Consider the following 20224-nt stretch of genomic DNA (forward strand, 5'->3'; position numbering starts at 1 on the left):
TTTTGACGTTTAATAGAAATAAAATTTAAAAGTAAAAACGTTTGTTTTGGCTTAGTGCAAACCCGAAAGTTAAGTGCTCCGAACCTGCCCTACTGTCCATACACAGAACGTTGTACTTCATTAAAAAAACAAAAACCTATGTCTAATGATTATAAGGATGAATACCTTTTAAGACTTGAAAAAAGTGACCTATATAAGGTTCTTAAAGTTAAATGTGAAAAGAAAGATTCCGAAATAATTACATTGGTTAATAAAGGAATATCATATGCATTCCAAAGAACGAAAACCATTGTAAAACACATGGGTGAGTTTACTCTTCATGATGGAGATCATTTGTTTAGAGTTTTGAATTTAATGGAAAAACTTATTCCTAAAGAAAATATTCAAAATTTCTCGATACCAGAACTAGCAATTTTAATACTGAGTTCTTTTTTTCATGATATAGGTATGGCTCCTGATGAAAAAGAAATTTTAGCATGGAAAAAAGTGTTTGATTATAAACCTGAAATAGAAGAACAAGAAAAAGAATTTTTTGATAAATTTAATCGATTTATAATTGCGAGACCTGAGTCAAAAGAATTGATTAATGAGCTAATAATTAAAGGAAAGCATTCTGAAGCTGAAATACAAAAAGCTTATTTGATAACCGAATATATTAGAGTCACACATGCTGAAAGAGCTAAAGACATTATTGCTAAAGATTGGAGTAATAAGATTGTATTTAGAGATGTTGATCTTACTATTGAATTTGCACAAATATGCTACAGCCATAATGAAAATGCTCTCACTCTCCTAGACCTTGATCAAAATTACCTTTGTGGTGAAAACATCTATTCTTGTCTACCTTTACTTGGTGTGATTCTTAGACTTGCGGATATTCTTGATTTTGATGCTAAAAGAACTCCTCCAACTTTATTTTCTCACTTAAATGTTCGACATCCAATATCAATCAAAGAATGGAATAAACATCGAGCGGTTCAAGCATGGGTAATTAATTCGGATAAAATTCAATTCAATGCAAAATGTACACATCCAGCAATTGAAGCTTCAATTCATGAGTTTTGTGATTTAATTGATCAAGAACTTAGTATTTGTAATAACATACTGAGTATACTATATGATTCAAATCAAATAATTGACAGAAACATAAACATTCGTATACCTTTTCAAGTAGACAGAGAAAAGATTCAAACTCAAAAAGACATTCACAATAAACCGCTTTACATATACAGAAATACCCAATTTAACCTAAGCAAAAAACAAGTTATAGGTTTGTTAATGGGAACTAAACTTTACGGAAACCCTGAAGTAGCTTTAAGAGAACTTTTACAAAACTCTATAGATGCTTGTCTTCTAAGGAAAGCTCAAGAAGATGAATGGGGCAATTCATACGTTCCAGAAATAAGCGTAAAATACTACAAAGAAGAAGGAGATATTATCCTAGAAGTTGATGATAATGGAACAGGGATGGATCAATATATTATAGATAGTTATTATTCAAAAATTGGCTCATCTTTCTACAAATCAACTGATTTCTACGACTTGAAGTCTAAATCAAATGCCGATTTTACGCCAACTTCTAGGTTTGGAATTGGAATTTTATCATGTTTTATGGTTGCAGACACATTGACTGTTGATACCAAAAGGGTTTATGCACCGCACAAGTCAAGTGATGCAATCAATATTACTGTTGAAGGGCAAGAAAGCATCTTTTGGATTAAAGATGGATCAAGAGAAATGCCTGGTACTACAACCAAACTGGTTTTAAGAAAAGAGAAAAATCCTTGGGATGAAATGTCGGAAAATGACTTTATAAAATCTATAGATAATGTAATCCCCAATCCTCCGTTCCAAATAAATATTCATACTATCTCTGAGAAAAAAGTAAAGAATGAAAGTAGCTTTCTCGAACAAACATCTATTTCATTAAAAGATAGGACTTGGAATTCTCATGATAATATTAGAATATTTGAAATAGAACTTAACAAAAAAGAATTAGGCTTTCTTGGTTCTGTATCAGTTGCTATTCTTGAAAGTCAAGATGCTCCCCAAAAGAAAATTGAACTAAATTCAAAAGATATTGAAATTGAAGGCGATACCTATACACTAGAAAAAAAGATTACAATTTCAGAAAACTCTATCTCAGAAACATCAAAAACAATTACGATTAATGATAAAGGAGAAATAGATGAATCTCAATCTCATACTGATTTAGTAAAATCTAGATCTAAACTTTCTCTTCATGGTATTGAAGTACCTTCTACACTATTTCCTAATAGATGGAATTTAAAAAATCATCAAGTTAGAATTTCATGGCCTTTTCCTCTTATTCTATTTGTTGATATCTGTGGTAAAAGAGATTTGGATCTGAACTCGCCTAGAACTGAAATTATAATGTCAGAAAAATGGATAGAATTTGAAGAAGATATTGCTTTTACTATATGTCAAAAAATTGCTAACCAAGTAACTAAGGAATATTGGACTTCCCTGAAAGAAATTTTTGAATCTATGACTGAAAACAAAATATTCTTAGCTGGTTTGACACAAGTAATAAAATAACGAAAGCACAACAATGTATAAGAAAACATAGGGCTTTTGTGTTAACTCCAAAGGTCTGTGTTTATTTATAAAATCCGCTAAATATGAAAAAAATTACACTACTTCTGATTTCTATATTGATAACGTCAAATTTATTATCTCAAGAGTATACAATTGAAAATGCTAAAAAAACCACAGCTGAATTTCTAAAAGCCCTCAAAATTTTGGATTTACCAGAAGGTAAAGAATTAGTATCAGGGTTAGTTTTTGAATCCAATAATAGTTTTCCTGTCATATCGTCAAGTGAAATCCTTTTTGAGAAGCTATTCGACACGGATATTGATGGAATAAAAGGCTACAAGGGTTTGTTAGAAATAAAATCTATTAGCAAAGCAAACACTCCATTGATTCTCAGGTATATATTAATTAGCTATCTAGATAAAAAAGATAGCAAATGGAAAGTCTTTGCTTTTAGAGAAACAATTGATATCGAAAATGAAATTCTTTCTTGTAAGCAAAGCTTAAATAGTGACAATGACTCTCGACCAATGCAATATCGTTTAAGGAATCTAGCATATTGGGAAATTCTAAATGGAGAACTTTCATCTGCAACCAAAAATTTTCGAAATGCATACTCGGAAGCGGAATCAAATAATGATACTAACTTTAAAATTCCAACATCTTTAGTTTTAAATTCAATCACAGGATCAAAAACAGAGTAATCAATAAATATAAACGTGTGGTAAAATTATATATAAAATCAGAGCAAAACTTAGGGCTAGATCAAATGGGCATTTCCTTTTTGCAGTGGCTCTAAATTTTTATAAGTTTAATTAAGAAATAAAAATACGCAGATAGATCGATTGGTTCAGGCTTGCTTGCCTTGCTCCGATTCATATATTTAGCGTTAGCGATAATAACAACGATGATCAATAAGCAGGGAATTCTAGAATACATCGAAAAGATCAAATGTCTATCCTTGATAGAACAATTCAATAATAAAATAGAAAATGAAGAAATACTGATCGATCTTGACGAAAGACCCCAATACACAATAGCCAAAGATCATATTGGTCAGTTTTTTTACGATTATTATTGCAGGTGCACTTTTTTAAGCTCATTGATTTCAGTCAATGTAGATGATGAAATTGATCAAATGATTAAGTTCATCAAAGGTGAAACGGATACAGTTAATACTTATCATTTTTCCCTATCACCACAAAAAACAAATAATGACTTAGACCTTGGGAATTACTTTCTAATTCAACTCAATGAAGATCAATTTCAGAACTTGATTCAAACACACCATTCCTTCGGTCATCAAATTGAACGAGAAAACTACCCATCAGAATATCGGGCACTGTTAATTAGTAAGGTAATTGCAAAAAGAAAACAAGGAAATCAGAGTCATCATCTTTGGTTTGATCGACTTGATGAAATCTACACTTATCACTCAATTATAAGGTTCCTATTAAAATATTTTGCTGGAAATATTCAGTCAGCTGATTCTTCAATTAGTTCAGATAATTTCCCCTTTGCATCTAGTTCCGGAAGTGGTAAAGTTTTTAAAAATGAGATTACTTCTATTTCAGACTCTGACAAGGCGAAAATTATTCAAATTATAGATTTCTTAAGCGATAAACTTGTTTTTAGGCTTATAGTGAGAAGTGAAATAAGCTGTAAAAACGTTTTTGAACAAGCGGTTTTCCTTCGCTCAATTCTTGATCCTATTCTTTCAAAAAACAATACGGCCATAAGAAGTACAATGGTTCAAGGGGATCATAAAACGACTTTTCAAGCTAAATTTATCTTGAAAACTTTAGTTGATAACGCGTGTCAGTATCACAACCTGATTTCTGAGAGTCTATTAAAAGACTTTCTAAAAATCAGAAACTCAATAATTCACCCAAACCCAACTGACGGAATAGAACACCTTCATCTGCTTTATGACAGGATACATGACATTAGAAAGGTTATCTATGAATTTCTGTTTTGTTCAATTGAATTGAAACAAGCAAATAATTTCGATGATTTCGAACTCAATACACAATTATAAAATCGCTAACAATGGCTAAAAATCATATCTGCCCTATGGGACAGCAACGCTTTTTAGCCTGAACGTTAGAGCAAATAAAAATGAATAGAATATACTTCTCTTGATGATCGCACAAGAGGCGTTATAATTTAACAAAAACCCGACCAATAATGATCGGGTTTTCTCAACAACAATAAAACACACTTTTACAGCGAACGAACAATAAGTTTTGTTTTTAAGGGCTCAGCCTTTTTTGTAGGGTTTTTCTTTGTCTCTTCTGAGTCTCTTATCATGCATTGATGATATATACTGTATTTCAGCATAGGGATTTCATTATATCTATTTTTACGTGCTACCAGGTAGTTATCTCTATAATCTTCGTTTGGCTTCTCAACTTGTAATATTACATCGCCATCAAACTCTGAATCCGAACCGCCACGCATGGTTTTTCCGGTAGTTCTCTGGAAAATCAAAAAGAATAGTTTGCCATCAAATGCTTTTCTAATATGCTCATCCAGTTCTAACTTAAAAGATTTAATTAATCGCTGAAGCTTTCCAAAGCTATCTACAAAAATAACATCATGTACTTCTACTAACTTTTTGAATTCTTCATAATTCGAAACATCATCTATAATGGTAATGTTCGCATAATTTTTAGGTGATATGTATTGATTTCTTTTGTTCTTAAATAGCTTACTTTTTGAATGTTCCTCCAGCGTAAAAAACAGACACTTTTTATTATCATTTGCGTATCCTTCCATAGCCTGAAAGAATACCCTTGTTTTACCTGATCCGGCAGGGGCATCTAAGGTAACCACTACGCTATGTTCTGGTTTCTTTTCTAAATTTCCTAAAAACTCTCCTAACTCGGTTTCTAACCTAAAGGTTTCTGTGGGTTCTTCTATATGATCCAGATCTGCCATTGTTGGAAGTCCTTTGATTGGTTTTCTTTTAGGTTTGATTTGTACAGGTTCCTTTTTCTGTTGACTTATGGTTTGAGGCTTTAAAGTTTTTTGAACTGGAGTAAATGCTTTTCTGGTTTGTTCTACTATTTTTGGCACTGTAACCGGTTCCGATGTAGCAAGATGAATAATAGGAACACCTAAACCTTTTACAATAAGTTTAGATGCTTTTTTGGTTTTAGTTTTGCTAATCGCCTTGACTCTTTTTTTAGCTTTTCGCTTTACCTTCTCTAAAGTCTTCGATAACTTCTTTGTGATCTTAATTTTAAACTTAGTATTATCATTTTGCTCGAGAAGATTTTCAATTTTAGAGATTACCAGCTTTTCCTTTTCCGTTCGAGCTTTGGACAGTAATCGTTTTAACGCATCACGAGATACTACACTATCATCCAAATTGTTGTATTGTTCTATTGCTGTCATGTGTTGTTATATAGTGTAGGTTTTACCTAACGATTCTAACTCGGCCTTTACATTCAATTTAGAAGGGTCAATAAAAATTCCGATAGCACTATTAAATAGGTTACCAATGTTTGAGATATCAATGCTAGTAGAAAGATTAGGAATATTCATCGAACCCCTGGCCGGTATTTCTATACCAGATAGGTTAGGGAAGGATTCCCCTATGAACTGACCAGATTCAGAATAGAACAATAAACGCTTAAGGGTAACTAAGTTTCCTGTACTTAAATGTAAACCTTCTTTGGTTGGGTTAGTAATATCTAAGTCAATATCAAAGTTTACACCTGTGGTTTCTATCTGAAAATTACGAATCCCATTAACACGTAATAGGAGTGCATCAACTACATTTTTTATCTCAGTTACCTTTTGTTTTCCAAAATACATAGCTCCAAAAGCTACTCCACCAATTAGTAATAACATATTTTTCATTGTTCTTATTTTTTATGTGTTGCTTCTTTAAATTCTCTAACGTCTAAATTCACGTTAAACCTTTTCATCTTATCAATAAAACCTACTGGAGGAAACTTGCCTTTTGTAATAATATAAGAATTCCAAAATGCACTACCTGCAGGATATAAGAATACAGCCATTCTCAACACAATAATAGCATAACTCTTTACAAATGAGTCTTCCTTTACTATAAAATTGACTCCTTCAAATAAAAATCCTACGGTTACCACTAATCCTACTTTTTTAATAAGGCCAATCAAATTATCTTTAATAGAGAAGTCTTTTTCAATAAATAGATGTTTTAGTGTGCCAAGTCCATGATCTACGATGATGGCACCTAATACGAAAACCACATACGCTTCATTTTCAAAAGTCCAATCTGTAATTTTTTCGGCGAAGTACGCTATGGGACTAATCGATAAACTAAGCGCTAAGGCTGCTTTTACTTTTGTAATCAATGTTCCTTTATGGATTGCAAGTACATGCTTTATTATGAATTTTAAAATAGTACTTATCATATCTTAGATTTATTTTGGGGTTAATCTATATTAAGACCGGGGGAGCCAATGCGGTATAATGGAATAAGAAAAGGTATGATGTAGTTGGTTCTATAATATTATCGGCTGCACTAATCGCAAAGTACAGTCCGTTTGTTGCATATGAAATATTATTACTTCCGAACACGGATTCTACATCATGGAAACCACCTCCAAAAGGATCACCGACATCTGCATTCGTTTTTTTGAATACTACTTGGACGTAATCATCTATACCTAATAAATGTGATAATCCAGAATTATATCCAGTAGGAAATGATCCAGTTAACAGATCATTACCGCTAATTGAAATGGCCTGAGAATAAACAAATTTATTTAGATACTTCGTAAATGTATTCTGAGGTAGAAAACCAATATCTAAATTAGGAGCCAAAGCAAAATCCTCCAATAATATAATATCATTTGGGTTCACTGGTTGTCCACCAACTCCATAGGTTCCTGACGGTATATTTGCTATAAAAGAAGCACGACTCATCCTAATTGTTGTTTTATATAGGTTACTTTAAAAATCGGATATTCATCAGCTTTAATCGTAAAACCCGGATGGTTATCTATGGCTTGTGCCAAATCAAACTTGGTAGGTCTTATCCCAAATATTCGAATTACTCCCAATTCAATTTCAACTGGTTTTTTGCTTCCTCCCTCACTTGTGGCTCTATATGATGTTTTACCCAGTAATAGCATACCCTTATTTTTATACGGTTACAAATCCATTTTGCATCTGATTGCTGATCAACTTTTTTTGTAAATCAGCAATTGAGTTGCCGAAGGTGTCATGAAAATGAGGTTTGTCATCGATTGATTTAAAATCACCACCCCATGTAAAACCCAATGATTTTCCAATCTGGGCGATCTTTATATAATCATCTTTATAATTTGGTTTTCCGTTAATCATAGGTACTACGTCTATAGCTAATCCATAATTATGATAGGATTCACCAGCTTTAGCATTGGTGACAATCTTACCCGGTTTTGTTCTTCCCTTAGCATATAGACTATCCTGTTCACTAAAAGTTCGTAATCCATCAGTTACACGTAATTTAATCCCTTGCTGATCTGCTAAATGAATAAACCTTCGTACTTTGTTTTGTATGCTTGGGTGTAGTTTCTTAATTCGTTGTTCTGAAACCAGATCCCAAACGGCACCATAAATTTTGTTTCTCATTAAAAAAAGAATCGTGGTAAAAGCAATTCCTGCAACTACTATGTTTTTATTTATTTTCACTACAGTGCTACTGGTTTTGGAGTTTTACTTTTATACCATAAATAACCACCTGTTAAAACCAAAGCCCATATCCAAAGGTTATCTTTTTGGGATTTAGCTGCATTAATAATTACTTCATCAAGACTCTCTATAGCATCTTTTAATACGATTACTTTACCAATCTTAGCAAATGAGATATTTTCAGTGATCTTCCCCACATGAGAAAGTGTAATGAACTCTTTACCATTAGAACTAATCGTAGCTTCACCTCTTGCATTGGTAATGGTATTACTACTACCACTAAACACATGAACACCTACTAAAGGCTTTCCTTTTTCATCTAAAATTGTAACATCTTTTTGTATGCTCATAGCCGGTGAAATTTTTCTCGATATATCTTTTGTTGGAAAAACGGTATGCTTAATAATACCCGGTGTTACCGCTAAGTTATTTCTACATGCAAATTGTTTCATAATTATATCGTTTTTAGAATGCAAAGCCTGCGGCATTTACGATTTGTTTTACTTTTTTATATACTTCACCATCACTAGGACTTAATTCTGATTTTAACCAATACACCAAATCTCTGGGTTCGTAACTATCGAGATTAGCGAATATTCCCGATGGAGGAGAATTGTAGCCGTTATAATCCTTCTTGCCAAAGGCATTAAATACGACTTTGAAGTCTGCCTGTGATAGTTGGTTAAATATTTCAAGAATTGTTTTTTCGTCTGTACCCCAAAATGGAGCTTTATGATTGAAAGCATCTAATAATTGTTGTGCAAATACACGGGCTTGTTTTGCGGTGATGGTAGCCCCGTTTGTATCAAGGTCTCCAACATCTACCTGATTATCGATATCGGGATTAAAAATCCCATCCACAGCGTTGCCACCTGCATTCAATGTTTTTACTAATCTATAGACTACAAAACCTAGTACAACACCACCAACCATATACAATGCGGTTTTAGGATTACTTTTTACCAAATCCCCTGTTTTATCAATACCTTTTTTAGCTGCCGAAGCTGCTTTTTTGGCTAGATCTTTTTTTGTGTCTTTTTTGACTAGAGTTGTAGTGGCCATAATTACATAAATAAAGTAGTGATAGTACCCCAATTATTCTGGAGTGCTTTCCTTGATTTTTTTGATTTTGATAACTGGTATAATTTGCTTAATTCATCATCATTTAGATTGTCCTGCATGTATTGTAATGCTTTAGCTCGCTCATTCTCTGATATCGGATTACTTCCTTTAATGTGTATTGTTTGTGCCATTTGTTTTATAATTGTGTTTTAATAAAAGTTGTTGTAATTCTTGGATAAACTCCTGGTTATGATCTCCAAAAGCTTGTAATACGTAGTACGAAGCCATTAATTGTTCATCAGTTACTGCGGGAGCATCCATAATGACTTTGATTAGTTTTCCTTTTAATCCTTCCGGTTGTTGTGATTCGTATGTTGGGGCTGCCAAACCTGGTGCTTTTAATGTGGTAAACATACCCGCTAATGCTGGTCCAGCTTCTTTGACCAAATCACCCCAAAATTGTTTGGTATCATTACTTTTTTCCAACCGTCTTACCTTTTCCTCTAAATCACGGTTTTCTTTTTCTAACCGTACGGTTTTTTCCTTTTCAATGGCTAAATCTGATTTGGTCACATTTAGCATGTTACGATCTACATGCAGATCAATCATATCTGGCATTGAAAGTCCCGGAAACCCTAATCCTTGTGCTATTGTAGATGATGGCTCCATAGTTTCTTTAGGTTTTTGTGAAATGGTCTCTTTCTGTCCATTCGCTAGTTCACAGTTATAGGCTAATCCATCCCGTATACAAGCATTTCCTTGTTTTCGATGTAACTGGATCTGAATTTTAGTAACTCCTTTATCCATCAATTCGGCAAACCACCCTTCAATATCTCCAGATTTTTCAATCATAGTTTTTCCATCAATCCGATCATTAATGGGGACAATAGGGTTACCATTTTGATAGTCTTTAATCTCTACACAAAGTTTGTCGTTTGTCTTAAGTCTATGTACAATATTGTTGAATTCTCTGTCCATAATTAGCAGTCTTTTTTGTGTAGGGAATTGTAAATACAAACTACTTTCCCACCATCTGGCATGATGATATTAATACTTCCTTTCATTGAAAAATTGTTTGCAGAACAGTTAAACATTTCTCCTGGTTTAACCGTGACATTCAAAATAGAAACATCCGTATTACCTTCATTGTGAAATCTAGGTGCAATCTTACCTTTTAACGTATAGTTATCCTCAGTTACTGTAATTGTATCAGAAGAAACCGTAGTTTGATACCCAAAAAGGAAAGCAACCATATGTTGTATTGTACTTAACATGTCGGATGTTGAACAATAACAAAAACTACTTGTACTGTAATGGCAGTAGACAATACTCCATTGGGGGCAATTAATCTTACTTCCACTTCTGAACTCCCTTTTGTATTTACAGGTACAAAACCGTCAATCATATGGTTTCCTATTTCTCTATCCCTCCAGAAACGAACATCAATAGGCGTGTTGATTTCTTGTCCTTGTTCGAATAATCCTAGGTTAAGAAATTTATCTGGTGTAGTATTAGGTTTTGCTGCTGCCACAATCTGTATTCCTGATGGTAACTCTATGTTTTTATTGGCATGAGTATCTCCCACCGGCAAGGTTACTGTTAGGGTTTTGAACTGATATTTATATGCTGTATTCATCTTATGTTTTGTTTTGAATAAAAAAAGCCCTGCCTTTTACAATAGGCAAGGCTTTTTAATGAACTAATCAACCAATTATAAAATACTTACGCGACGTTTTTGATAGTCTTGAATCCTTTTAAGAATACTTCTAGGTAGTGTGCTTTCCCGGTTGCAGGTGCAGGCATAGCAACTCCCGCAGGAAATTTAATCTGCCATTCCATTTCTTCATCATCTACCAAATAGGCTAATGCTCCCAGATCATAGTATTTATCAGAAGCATTTAATCCATTTCCTGTAGGACGTAACAGATCTGCTACAGGTAGGCTTATTACTTCTCTATTATTTTGGATAATGACGAAAGTTGCATTGCGAAGTGCGGGGATATCCGTATTTCCATATTTGACAGCACCTTCTTTGTTTGGATCATCCAATCCATACCCTAAAGCAATTTCGCTAAATACTACAGCTTGATTTTTGGTCAATCGTGTTCCCTTAATACTCGATACACCATCGATTTTTTCTGTAGTAGCATCAATCACATCAAAGTTTGAAGAACCTCCAGTGATATTTTTACGAACAAAAACCGTATGGTCCGTTAACCGTACACGACCATTTCCCAGCAGTTGTTGTAATTCTGAACTTAAAATTGCAGCTATTGAGGTGATAAATGACCAAGCTGTTAATAATGATGATTTATTATTTTGCATTGTATTATGATTTTAGATTTGTTTCTTAATTTTTAAAATGATCTACTTCTTTTAAAAAAAAGAACTAGCATTGTTTTGCATTCCTACTTCATGAAATCCAGCATTATAACCTCCAGGCATATTCAAGGCAGGTAAATAGTCAACATGATAATCTTCTTCGTATCGCATTTGACAACCTCCATCAGGACAAGCTAGACCGATTGCTCCGGCAATGAGTTTATCACTCGATGTACTAGCATCAGTAATTGTATATTTATTTTTTAATGCATCCTGCAATAGGTCCATACCTTGACGAATGGCAATACCTGATAATACTTTGGTCTCTGGTTTGATTACTTTTGCTCCAGCTTGTGTAGCTGCAGCAATCAAAATACTACCTCCAAGAAGTGCTGCTTTTACCATTTTTTTCTGCTTGTCGGGAACCAGTGCAGCTATAGCACCTGAACCTGCCCAACCTAGAGCTGGTAACGCAACGTTTTCTACTGCGCTCCCTATATTTTCTACTTTTAAATTCATGTCTTAAAAATTTTAAATTCAAGTTTATGATAGTGTGCTTTTACGGCAGACCACCGACAAGCAACGGTTATCTTTATTTTTTGCTAATTGCTTTTTTAATTTTTGGAGCGAATAATACTCCTGCAGCTACAAGTCCTAATATCCATCCGGTATTTGCTGTTTGTGCTTTTGATGGAGGTAGTGGAGTGGGGGAGACTGGTGTAGGTTTTGGAGTTACTGGAGTTGGTTTAACTATGGGTTTTACAACCGGTTTGACTACAGGTTTTACTACTGGTTTTACAGGTTTTATTGCCGGTGGATTTACAACCTTTGGAGAAACTGTATAGCTTTGATAGTAGTATGGTGCGGTACCATGTCTACGTCCCCATTGGTAAGAACGCCCTTTGGCATATCCAGGTAATCCTGAAGGCACTTGAAAATTCCCTTCTTTTCGCCCGGCTGATCTAAGATTATAACTCAGTCTAACATCTGCCAATATCTGCCCTATTAATGCTTCTACGGCTGCCTTACGTAATCCGTGACCTTTACGGGTACAACCCGCAAATCGTCCATTGGTACCATTAGTGGATTCTGCCAAATATGCTGCAGAAAAATCTAAAAACTTATTAAGACTAGCGGTATTGACACCACGGGATAAACCACTATGCTCTACAATAAAAGGCATGTCTACTTCTACGTGAGCCTTTGCTTTTGATGGAGAATACGAACTACCCCAGCAACTCACATCGAAACCATTTTTAAAAATCGATCCAATAGAGCTTTTAAACCAATCACTTTTTAGAACGGCTTTTGTTCCTGCAACAATTGCTCCTGTGGTAGCTACGGCATTCAATCCACCTTGAAATGCGCTTTGAAATGGAATAAGTTCTCCTTGAACCACTACACCTGCCTCAGTGATAGCAAAACTAGGATCGATTCCTCTACTTGTATAGTTTTTTACTTTCTGACGAATAGTACTGGTAACAGGTATTGAAATTCCATTATCATTAAGGAACATCAAAAAATCCTCAAATCCTTGATCTACTAAACCAGGCATTCCTAAACCGTGAGAAACCGTACGGTTAGAAGCTCCATTTAATCCAATGTGTGGTAATCCTTGCATAAATAAGTCTTTTGCCTCTAAGAAGTCTACTTCTGTGTTTTCATGCTTGGTAGCATCAATAACGTAGTAGTTCCCACGAGTGTTAGTTTTACCTTTTTTAGGTATGATTACATAAACATGTGTAAATTGATTTGCATGGAAACTTCTTTGTTTTACCTGACGGATATAATGTGAAATCCCTAAATTTTTAAGGATGCAACTCGCAAAAATGCTATAGCTTTTACAGTCAACACCTTCATATCGTTGTTTCCAAGCACAAGCCGGTGAACGTAATTGTTGTTCTCTGCCATCAGCTTTATATTGTATGTGATGATATAGAAAATCATATATTGTCTGAACTGTACCCTTAAGCGTTGCTCGTTTTAACTTTGGTGCTAGTCTTACAGTTTGCTTATAGTGTGTATTGACCCAATCAGCCATGTGACTAACTGTAGTATCTGTACCACCTTTAGTTAAACGAGTAACTTTACATTGTGAATTTGGTATCAGATTAACAAACGCTTGCCCGTCTTTTAGAGGGCGCTGCAGGAAGCTAAAATTTTGAGGTATATCCAAATCAATCAACTTTTGTTAATGAACTTGGGTACAAGTACGTGAGAAAACAAAGGCACTTTCTCGGTTAGTCACGCTTAACCGTGGTTAGCTATGGTTGGACTTGTTTAACATCGATTAGTCTAGTTTAGTAATCTATGTTAATAACTATGTTACGGTAAAACCGTAATTTTTATGGAATATTTCCTAATTTTGGGAAATATTCCAAATGTTATGTTAAGTAAATCTAAACCTGCAAAAATTGATGATGTCTTTATAGAACAAATGATTGAGCGTTGTTACTCGGTTGATCAATACGTTAAAGTTAGTAATTCAGGTTATTTTTATGCACAACTAAAATATGGTGAATATACTTACAGGAATCGCTCTGGAACATTCACTGAAGAAAAAAAACTAAGACCTCTTAAATCAATATTTCATAAACTCATTAATCGTCATCTATCTTTTGAACATGAAGGACACTCTTATTTTTATAGTAGTGGTAGTTGGAGAGTTTATAGATTGGAAGACTAACAACTTTCTTTTAATGTAAAGATAAGGAAATCATATATCTGTATAGTTAAAAATTATTAAAATTACAAAATTAATAATCATATTCTATTAAGGTTATACTCTGAATTTATAAATATCAATAACTAATGTTTTTTAAAAGTCTAATATTCAGTTAAATTGAAATTCACATAACACTTAAAATTTTATAACATGAAAAAATTAAAAGACATTGGTAAGTCGATAACAAAAAAAGAACAATCAAAAATTTTTGCTGGTCATGGTGGTGGGGAAGGTTCTCAATGCAGAGATAACTGTAGAATAAAATTTAATGTTTGTAAAGCCAAATGTTTAAATCCTTTTGGTTCTTGTGTATCTCAATGTTTAGCATTTTATGGCTGTTGTATCGAAACGTGTTAGACAGCAACAATAACTAAAAATAAGTAAAAGCCAACCGAGGTTGGCTTTTAAAATTATAATCTAGGCAGAAGTTAAACTCTTTCTTTTTACCATTCTATTATTATCCATTAAGCTTAAAAAAATACACTAATCCAAGAAAATTTTAATTGCCAATTTGCAACGTTCATTATTGAAATAGTGTCTTGTACGCCAATTATATTTCTATAGAATACTATTGGAAGAATTAGAGACGCAACTGCCATTTGAGTAATATATTTAATGATCGACCTGAATTCAGACATCATCCTTATATATTGTTCTTTTTTCATTTTTACCATTGTTCATAACCATTGTTAGCCATAGTACTTTTACCACTTAAACAATTTCTTTCCTATTTTCCTAATAGCTCCAGAACCTGGAATTATTGCATCTTCTGGATATTTCTTTAAATGTCGTTCTACTTTTTTTCCAGCTTTTTTTATCGCTTTCTCACTTTTCTTTCCAAAGCGACCAATTTCTTTTATCACATCTTCGGTTAATTCATTTCCCGGAATCATAGTAGGTGAGAGAAATAAAAATGGGTCATTACTAACTGCTGCATTAAAGTAAGCATCTGCACTATATTTTCCTCCAAGATATACAATTATTCCTGTGACTGGCTCATATTGGCCAATTTCGGCAGAATATAAGTCAATTATATATTTTGAAGCATCTCTTATTTCTTCTGCAGTTTCGTAATCTAAAGTATTGAATAGTACTTTTTCTTTTTTTTCATCGTAATGAGCAACAGTAACTCTCTTATCGTTTGGATTTTCTTCGTTCCATTTTTCAGTATTGCATTTAGACAAAACCGAGAGAGCATAATTAAAAGATTCAGGCTCTTCATTTCCAGTTTGAATAATTTTGAGGGCTTCCTCACAAGTCATATTTGGATTCAGATTCAAAATTTTCATAGTGTTTGAATCAGTCGATTCGTTTTGCCCAAAAATATTTGTGAAAACAATTAGTGTTACAAATAATAAAATTGATTTTCTCATATTCTACAGTTTTTGATTTGTATTATGGCTAACAATTAGATATAATTACCCTAGTAACTATATATCTTAAATATGGGAGATATAGGTTATCATGGTATAACTATATTTCTTAATCTTAATACTAATTATGACAAATGTGGGAGTGCTTAATGTGTTTAAAGTTTGGGAGATATTTAATTATTATTTCAAGATAGTTTTGATCACTGTGTATGATTATATAAATAATATTTCATCTCCCTTTATCTTAACAATAGCAAATTAAAAATTTCAAATTATTAATAAAATACCCACTAATGGGTATTTTTAAATTACGAAGAATAAAATTGTGCAACCTTTTAGTGATGTTATAACCTAAGCTAAATATTACAGAAATAAGTTTTTCTTTTTTATAGCTCTTTATCTCTCTTTTTATGTTTTGTAAACTAAGGGATAAATTTGGTTAACATTGTTAGTTTAATTATACCTTTTTAAAACAAAGGGTGATTTCCCCCTAAAACAATCACAACCAATTATTTAAATTTAAAAATTCTAACAACATTATTTCATAACTCATTATTTATTTAATTCTTAATCTATACTTAGTTAGTTTTTAATACAAATATCTTCATGGAAAATTCTGATTGCAATAATCTCGAACTAGAAAATAAGAATTTAAAAACTGAAATCAATAACTTAAAAAACAAAGAAAAAAATAGGAGAAAAAAATTATACAAATTAAGTCATCGGATTTTTCAATTAATCACTAAAATCTTTTTTGGTCCTAGATTGAATAAAAGTATAAAAGCTTTTATAGCAGACTTAAGATCAGAAAACAGAATAGATAACGATAGAGTAGCTGATCTTATTTCTTCAATAATAAGAAGGGTTATTGGAGTAAGTCTTTTCGGTGTCATAGTTATGTTAATACCATTCACGCTAAGTACCATACAAACAATAAGTTTATTGAAACAAAATCAATATATAAAAAGGCAATATTATTTAGATGAAAATAACAAAAATCAATCAATCTCTGTATTAATAAACGACTTGATAGTAGATATTGAGAAAGAATTAAGAGATGAGAATAATAAAAAAAGAGATTTGAGTGATCTTTTGATAAAAAGAATTGCTGCATTAACATTTTACATAAAACCAGAATATACTTATTATGACAGCACGAAAAAGTTAAAATCTAATGAAAGAGGTTTTATATTATATTCTCTTATAAAATATAATATATCTAAAAAATCCTTTAAGGAAATAATTAAAAACGCAACTTTTTCTCATGCAAATTTGACAAATATTAAGTTAACAAATGTAAATTTTGATAATGCATATTTACCTGGTGTACATTTATCTGGAACTTTAATTATGAATTGTTCTTTTAAAAACACGATTCTTATTGGTTCAAAAATTAGAGGTTCACTTATATGGAAAAGCACCTTTAAGGGAGCAAGATTAGATTTCTCTTCAATTGAGAATACAATGATCAGGTGCACCGACTTACGAAACATAATATTAGAGAATGCAACCTTAAAAAATGTTGAACTTTCTAATCTCTATTCAAAAAAAACAATGCTTGTACAATTTAATTCTAAGTTTATTGATGAACCAAATCATGATAGTTGGATTCTACGTGAAGTAATAAACCCTCATACCAGAAAATTCATGTTCAACATTACAAACCAATTTGTTAACAAGACCTATACGAAGGATACAATTAAGTTTATCAACTCCCATAATTGGGTTGATAAAGATTTTATTGAACGAATAGGATCCAAAGAGCGTCCAGATGGATGGGATTTGATAAGGAATGCATATAAAGTTTCATTGAATGAATACAATGATATTCAAAATAACGCTATTCATATACTTCAAGAACAATAATTCTTAATGACTTTCAAATATTCTAATGTCTCTTAAGGCGTTTATACTATACCAATTTAATATCCTCCTTAAATAACATATGAATATACTCTGCATGTATTTCTGTATGATGTTTTGCTTCTACACAATGAAATAACAAGTGGATTATCCCGTAATCCCCTAAAGCACCTCTGTATTCATGTCGTTCCTTATTCTTAACCCAGAGGATAAAACAACATAAATGCCCTATTTCTCCAAGTTTTTGAGTGTCCTTTAAACACTCTTTGAATTCTTCCGAAGTCATTCGAGCGTACTCATTATACTTTCGTTTGCAAAAATTGTAATCAAAGGTGTGCTTGTATGATTGTAGTTTTCGATTCTGTATTTCGTAATTCATTCCACTCATAGTATCACTAATCTAGAAAGGTTGGTCAAAGAATCCATCTGGAGGGTAATAACCCTGGGGAATACCAAATAATTTTACAATAGAAACAAACTCTGGATGAAGTAAAATCCTTACGTTTCTAACTTCATCTTCCGTTTTGTTTCGATGTTTTATCATTATCTCACGTATCTCTTCCTTTACAGTTACTTGATTAAGTTTTACATAGATCCTGAAAACTTCACTTTTTGATGGTGACCATGGTAAAGGCCGTTTATTATTCGTTTTATATGCCTCCATACACTTTTCTTTTTTGATTTTTATTCCTATTTAGATGATTACGCTAGTTGTTGATTCAATTCATTTTTTAAAGTAAGAATAACATTCCAGGCATATTCCCCGAAGTCATACCTATGAATATCTTTTAAAAACAGCTCAAGAAAATGAGCTTCATAAAAGGCCATCGTAAAACTCAGTTTTTTGTTTTTAGGATATGTATTCATCGTTTTACTTTTTAATCTTTTGCTGATAGATAATAAAGCACTTCTGGCCACTCTAGATTCCCGGTTAGGATCGGTTATCCTATTGATGAAGTAAAATATCTCATTCAAAACTTCGATCTCCATAGTATTTATCTTGACTTTGATTTTTTTCATGCCGCTCTGTTGTTTTATCAGAATGTATTAGATCCTTATTCCTCTTTTGTATTTAGCCAGTTCGGTTCCATTAGGCTTGTTATCATAAATAATAGCCGTTTCCCATTGCCCTTTAAATGTTTCTCTCAACATCTTATCAAGTCGCCGCATTCCTAGTGCCTTATTTCTTTGCCCATTTTTATGTTTTAAATCAAGGCTATAAAACGTTCGGCAATTGCCATCATAGAAATACACGATACACTTTGTGAGTGCATTCTTATTATCAATATTTGCTATCATTATGATTTTTAGTTTTTGAATATTTATGAATCAAAGTCTGATACTCCTGGTATAGTTTTTCATCTTTAATTTTACTAATTCGTTTTCTCTGAATTTCGAAGAGCTGCAGTCGTGATTTATTTTTAAACTGCCCTTGGCCTTTATCGTGATCCCTCCATTCTTTTTCTGCTCTTTGTAGCACTAAATCATTGCGAACAGCAGCTTTTAAAGCTTCCTGCTTCATAAACCATTGATAGGTTTTATCAAAACCATTTCGGGTATTGAATTGATTAAAATATACCTCTGGTACGGGTATCCAACGATTCGGGCTCCGACTCAGCCATTTGGCGACCATATCAATACGTTTTTCGAGGATTTTTTGATTCTCCTGATAGTCTTTAACTGTACCTTTAACCGTGAATTTTCTATATACCGAAGCCCAAATTAGATTTAAGATCTGGTCATTCTCTACATCAGTTAAAATCATGTCTGGATATAAAATGCTTTTTGCATAAAACCAAAATTGTCGCACCAATCCCAGTAAAAAAGACATATCCGGAGTATCACCATTGACAATGTGAGGGCTTTGCATGCCTATGTTAACCTTTTTATTTGGTGAATCCTCCGGACTGCCTTGTTTGGAAGAAACTGAAACTGATTTTTTGGTAATATCATCAGTAATAGCCTTTTCACTTCCGCCCGTATCTTGATTTTTGTTTGAAAATTTTGCGCCGCTCTTAGCTTGTTCCATTTTGGAGTTTTTACTTTCGCCCGTGTTCATGTGTTGTTCTTGTGGTGTACCTGTACCGTAGGTCTCATTATCGAGAGGAGGCGATAGACGACGTTCCTTATTATCCACAATGCTATTTATATTATTTTGTTCTTGATGTACATGAACTAATGGGGGTAAATTTTTCCTTTCTCCCTTATTTGGACAACTTTTAAGAGATTTTTCAGCCTCTAAAAAATTGTGGTTTTTAGTCTGTTTTCTGAGTGAAAAAACACTTTCATTAATCAATAACTCGATCCCCATTGCACCATGATTAATCTCTCCTGTAATAAACCCTGCACTTTGAAGGCGTTTCCTGTGGTTTTTGATTGTTTTAACCGTACATCCTTTGGCGGTTGCCATAGAGCTATTATAGGTCCTGAAACCAGGTAATCCATTCTCCATGGTATCGCCCAAGGCTAGTGCATGATTCAATTGTTTTGCATATAACCTAGTAATCATTTCAGCAGTGGCACGATGATTTGCATTTAATTTGCTCTTTAGTTCGATTTCTGACACATTATGCTGATCAACAAAATCTTTTGTTGCTATAAATAGCTTCGAAAAATCAAACGTATGACGGGGTATTGATGTATGATCTGACAT

The 20224-nt window shown here is 32.9% G+C and carries 27 protein-coding genes; 6 read left to right on the top strand and 21 right to left on the bottom strand.

Features of this window, described 5'->3' with window-relative positions; all coding sequences use genetic code 11:
* The first annotated feature begins 138 nt into the window (after positions 1–138).
* From PQF96_RS09840 to PQF96_RS09850, 3 genes are all read left to right on the top strand, one after another.
* Positions 139–2559, top strand: coding sequence for an HD domain-containing protein (locus tag PQF96_RS09840; protein WP_271765929.1), 2421 nt, complete (start codon positions 139–141; stop codon positions 2557–2559).
* An 83-nt stretch (positions 2560–2642) separates the two neighbouring features.
* Entirely contained in the window at positions 2643–3260 is a 618-nt protein-coding gene (locus PQF96_RS09845) for a hypothetical protein (protein ID WP_271765930.1), read from the top strand.
* 203 nt (positions 3261–3463) lie between these two features.
* Positions 3464–4594, top strand: a complete 1131-nt coding sequence (locus PQF96_RS09850; protein WP_271765931.1) for a hypothetical protein — start codon at positions 3464–3466, stop codon at positions 4592–4594.
* Positions 4595–4779: 185 nt separating this feature from the next.
* Here PQF96_RS09850 and PQF96_RS09855 read toward each other — a convergent pair whose 3' ends face one another.
* From PQF96_RS09855 to PQF96_RS09925, 15 genes are all read right to left on the bottom strand, one after another.
* Complete coding sequence (locus tag PQF96_RS09855; protein ID WP_271765932.1) at positions 4780–5955, bottom strand: hypothetical protein; 1176 nt, start codon at positions 5953–5955, stop codon at positions 4780–4782.
* A gap of 6 nt (positions 5956–5961) precedes the next feature.
* Entirely contained in the window at positions 5962–6423 is a 462-nt protein-coding gene (locus PQF96_RS09860) for a hypothetical protein (RefSeq protein ID WP_271765933.1), read from the bottom strand.
* A 5-nt stretch (positions 6424–6428) separates the two neighbouring features.
* A complete protein-coding gene (locus PQF96_RS09865; RefSeq protein WP_271765934.1) occupies positions 6429–6962 on the bottom strand; it encodes a hypothetical protein in 534 nt (177 codons plus the stop codon).
* A 25-nt stretch (positions 6963–6987) separates the two neighbouring features.
* Entirely contained in the window at positions 6988–7476 is a 489-nt protein-coding gene (locus tag PQF96_RS09870) for a hypothetical protein (RefSeq protein WP_271765935.1), read from the bottom strand.
* Entirely contained in the window at positions 7473–7685 is a 213-nt protein-coding gene (locus PQF96_RS09875) for a hypothetical protein (protein WP_271765936.1), read from the bottom strand. Before PQF96_RS09875 ends, PQF96_RS09870 begins: the two co-directional genes overlap by 4 nt.
* Positions 7686–7695: 10 nt before the next feature.
* Positions 7696–8226 (bottom strand): M15 family metallopeptidase, encoded by a 531-nt coding sequence (locus PQF96_RS09880; protein ID WP_271765937.1) that lies wholly within the window; start codon positions 8224–8226, stop codon positions 7696–7698.
* Positions 8226–8678 (bottom strand): hypothetical protein, encoded by a 453-nt coding sequence (locus tag PQF96_RS09885; protein ID WP_271765938.1) that lies wholly within the window; start codon positions 8676–8678, stop codon positions 8226–8228. Before PQF96_RS09885 ends, PQF96_RS09880 begins: the two co-directional genes overlap by 1 nt.
* Before the next feature lie 13 nt (positions 8679–8691).
* Complete coding sequence (locus tag PQF96_RS09890; RefSeq protein ID WP_271765939.1) at positions 8692–9288, bottom strand: hypothetical protein; 597 nt, start codon at positions 9286–9288, stop codon at positions 8692–8694.
* Between the two features lie 2 nt (positions 9289–9290).
* Positions 9291–9479 carry a hypothetical protein gene (locus tag PQF96_RS09895; RefSeq protein ID WP_271765940.1) on the bottom strand — a complete coding sequence of 63 codons (189 nt, stop codon included), beginning with the start codon at positions 9477–9479 and terminating at the stop codon, positions 9291–9293.
* Positions 9457–10266: a hypothetical protein gene (locus tag PQF96_RS09900; RefSeq protein WP_271765941.1), complete on the bottom strand. Its 810-nt coding sequence runs from the start codon at positions 10264–10266 to the stop codon at positions 9457–9459. The genes PQF96_RS09895 and PQF96_RS09900 overlap by 23 nt, the downstream gene beginning before the upstream one ends.
* A 2-nt stretch (positions 10267–10268) precedes the next feature.
* A complete protein-coding gene (locus PQF96_RS09905; protein WP_271765942.1) occupies positions 10269–10562 on the bottom strand; it encodes a hypothetical protein in 294 nt (97 codons plus the stop codon).
* Positions 10556–10924 carry a hypothetical protein gene (locus PQF96_RS09910; RefSeq protein ID WP_271765943.1) on the bottom strand — a complete coding sequence of 123 codons (369 nt, stop codon included), beginning with the start codon at positions 10922–10924 and terminating at the stop codon, positions 10556–10558. Before PQF96_RS09910 ends, PQF96_RS09905 begins: the two co-directional genes overlap by 7 nt.
* A gap of 86 nt (positions 10925–11010) precedes the next feature.
* The gene (locus PQF96_RS09915; protein WP_271765944.1) at positions 11011–11613 is read right to left on the bottom strand and encodes a hypothetical protein; all 603 of its coding nucleotides are present in this window, start codon (positions 11611–11613) and stop codon (positions 11011–11013) included.
* A 51-nt stretch (positions 11614–11664) separates the two neighbouring features.
* Positions 11665–12129 carry a hypothetical protein gene (locus PQF96_RS09920; RefSeq protein WP_271765945.1) on the bottom strand — a complete coding sequence of 155 codons (465 nt, stop codon included), beginning with the start codon at positions 12127–12129 and terminating at the stop codon, positions 11665–11667.
* Positions 12130–12202: 73 nt separating this feature from the next.
* Complete coding sequence (locus PQF96_RS09925) at positions 12203–13786, bottom strand: hypothetical protein (protein WP_271765946.1); 1584 nt, start codon at positions 13784–13786, stop codon at positions 12203–12205.
* 171 nt (positions 13787–13957) lie between these two features.
* On the opposite strand from PQF96_RS09925, the gene PQF96_RS09930 reads away from it, so the two are divergent.
* The gene (locus PQF96_RS09930; protein WP_271765947.1) at positions 13958–14296 is read left to right on the top strand and encodes a hypothetical protein; all 339 of its coding nucleotides are present in this window, start codon (positions 13958–13960) and stop codon (positions 14294–14296) included.
* 189 nt (positions 14297–14485) lie between these two features.
* Entirely contained in the window at positions 14486–14692 is a 207-nt protein-coding gene (locus tag PQF96_RS09935) for a hypothetical protein (RefSeq protein ID WP_271765948.1), read from the top strand.
* A 347-nt stretch (positions 14693–15039) separates the two neighbouring features.
* Here PQF96_RS09935 and PQF96_RS09940 read toward each other — a convergent pair whose 3' ends face one another.
* On the bottom strand, positions 15040–15708 hold the full coding sequence (locus tag PQF96_RS09940; RefSeq protein WP_271765949.1) for a hypothetical protein: 669 nt from the start codon (positions 15706–15708) through the stop codon (positions 15040–15042).
* Between the two features lie 606 nt (positions 15709–16314).
* On the opposite strand from PQF96_RS09940, the gene PQF96_RS09945 reads away from it, so the two are divergent.
* Positions 16315–17574 (top strand): pentapeptide repeat-containing protein, encoded by a 1260-nt coding sequence (locus PQF96_RS09945; protein ID WP_271765950.1) that lies wholly within the window; start codon positions 16315–16317, stop codon positions 17572–17574.
* A 46-nt stretch (positions 17575–17620) separates the two neighbouring features.
* Here PQF96_RS09945 and PQF96_RS09950 read toward each other — a convergent pair whose 3' ends face one another.
* The 5 genes from PQF96_RS09950 to PQF96_RS09970 form a co-directional block, all read right to left on the bottom strand.
* The gene (locus PQF96_RS09950) at positions 17621–17950 is read right to left on the bottom strand and encodes a hypothetical protein (RefSeq protein ID WP_271765951.1); all 330 of its coding nucleotides are present in this window, start codon (positions 17948–17950) and stop codon (positions 17621–17623) included.
* A gap of 21 nt (positions 17951–17971) precedes the next feature.
* On the bottom strand, positions 17972–18235 hold the full coding sequence (locus PQF96_RS09955) for a hypothetical protein (RefSeq protein WP_271765952.1): 264 nt from the start codon (positions 18233–18235) through the stop codon (positions 17972–17974).
* Positions 18236–18273: 38 nt separating this feature from the next.
* A complete protein-coding gene (locus tag PQF96_RS09960; protein WP_271765953.1) occupies positions 18274–18591 on the bottom strand; it encodes a hypothetical protein in 318 nt (105 codons plus the stop codon).
* A 27-nt stretch (positions 18592–18618) separates the two neighbouring features.
* Positions 18619–18741, bottom strand: coding sequence for a hypothetical protein (locus tag PQF96_RS09965; protein WP_271765954.1), 123 nt, complete (start codon positions 18739–18741; stop codon positions 18619–18621).
* 112 nt (positions 18742–18853) lie between these two features.
* On the bottom strand, positions 18854–20224 hold the full coding sequence (locus tag PQF96_RS09970; protein WP_271765955.1) for a hypothetical protein: 1371 nt from the start codon (positions 20222–20224) through the stop codon (positions 18854–18856).

Source organism: Aquimarina algiphila (genome assembly GCF_947494415.1).
In the GTDB taxonomy this organism is placed as follows: Bacteria; Bacteroidota; Bacteroidia; order Flavobacteriales; family Flavobacteriaceae; genus Aquimarina; species Aquimarina algiphila.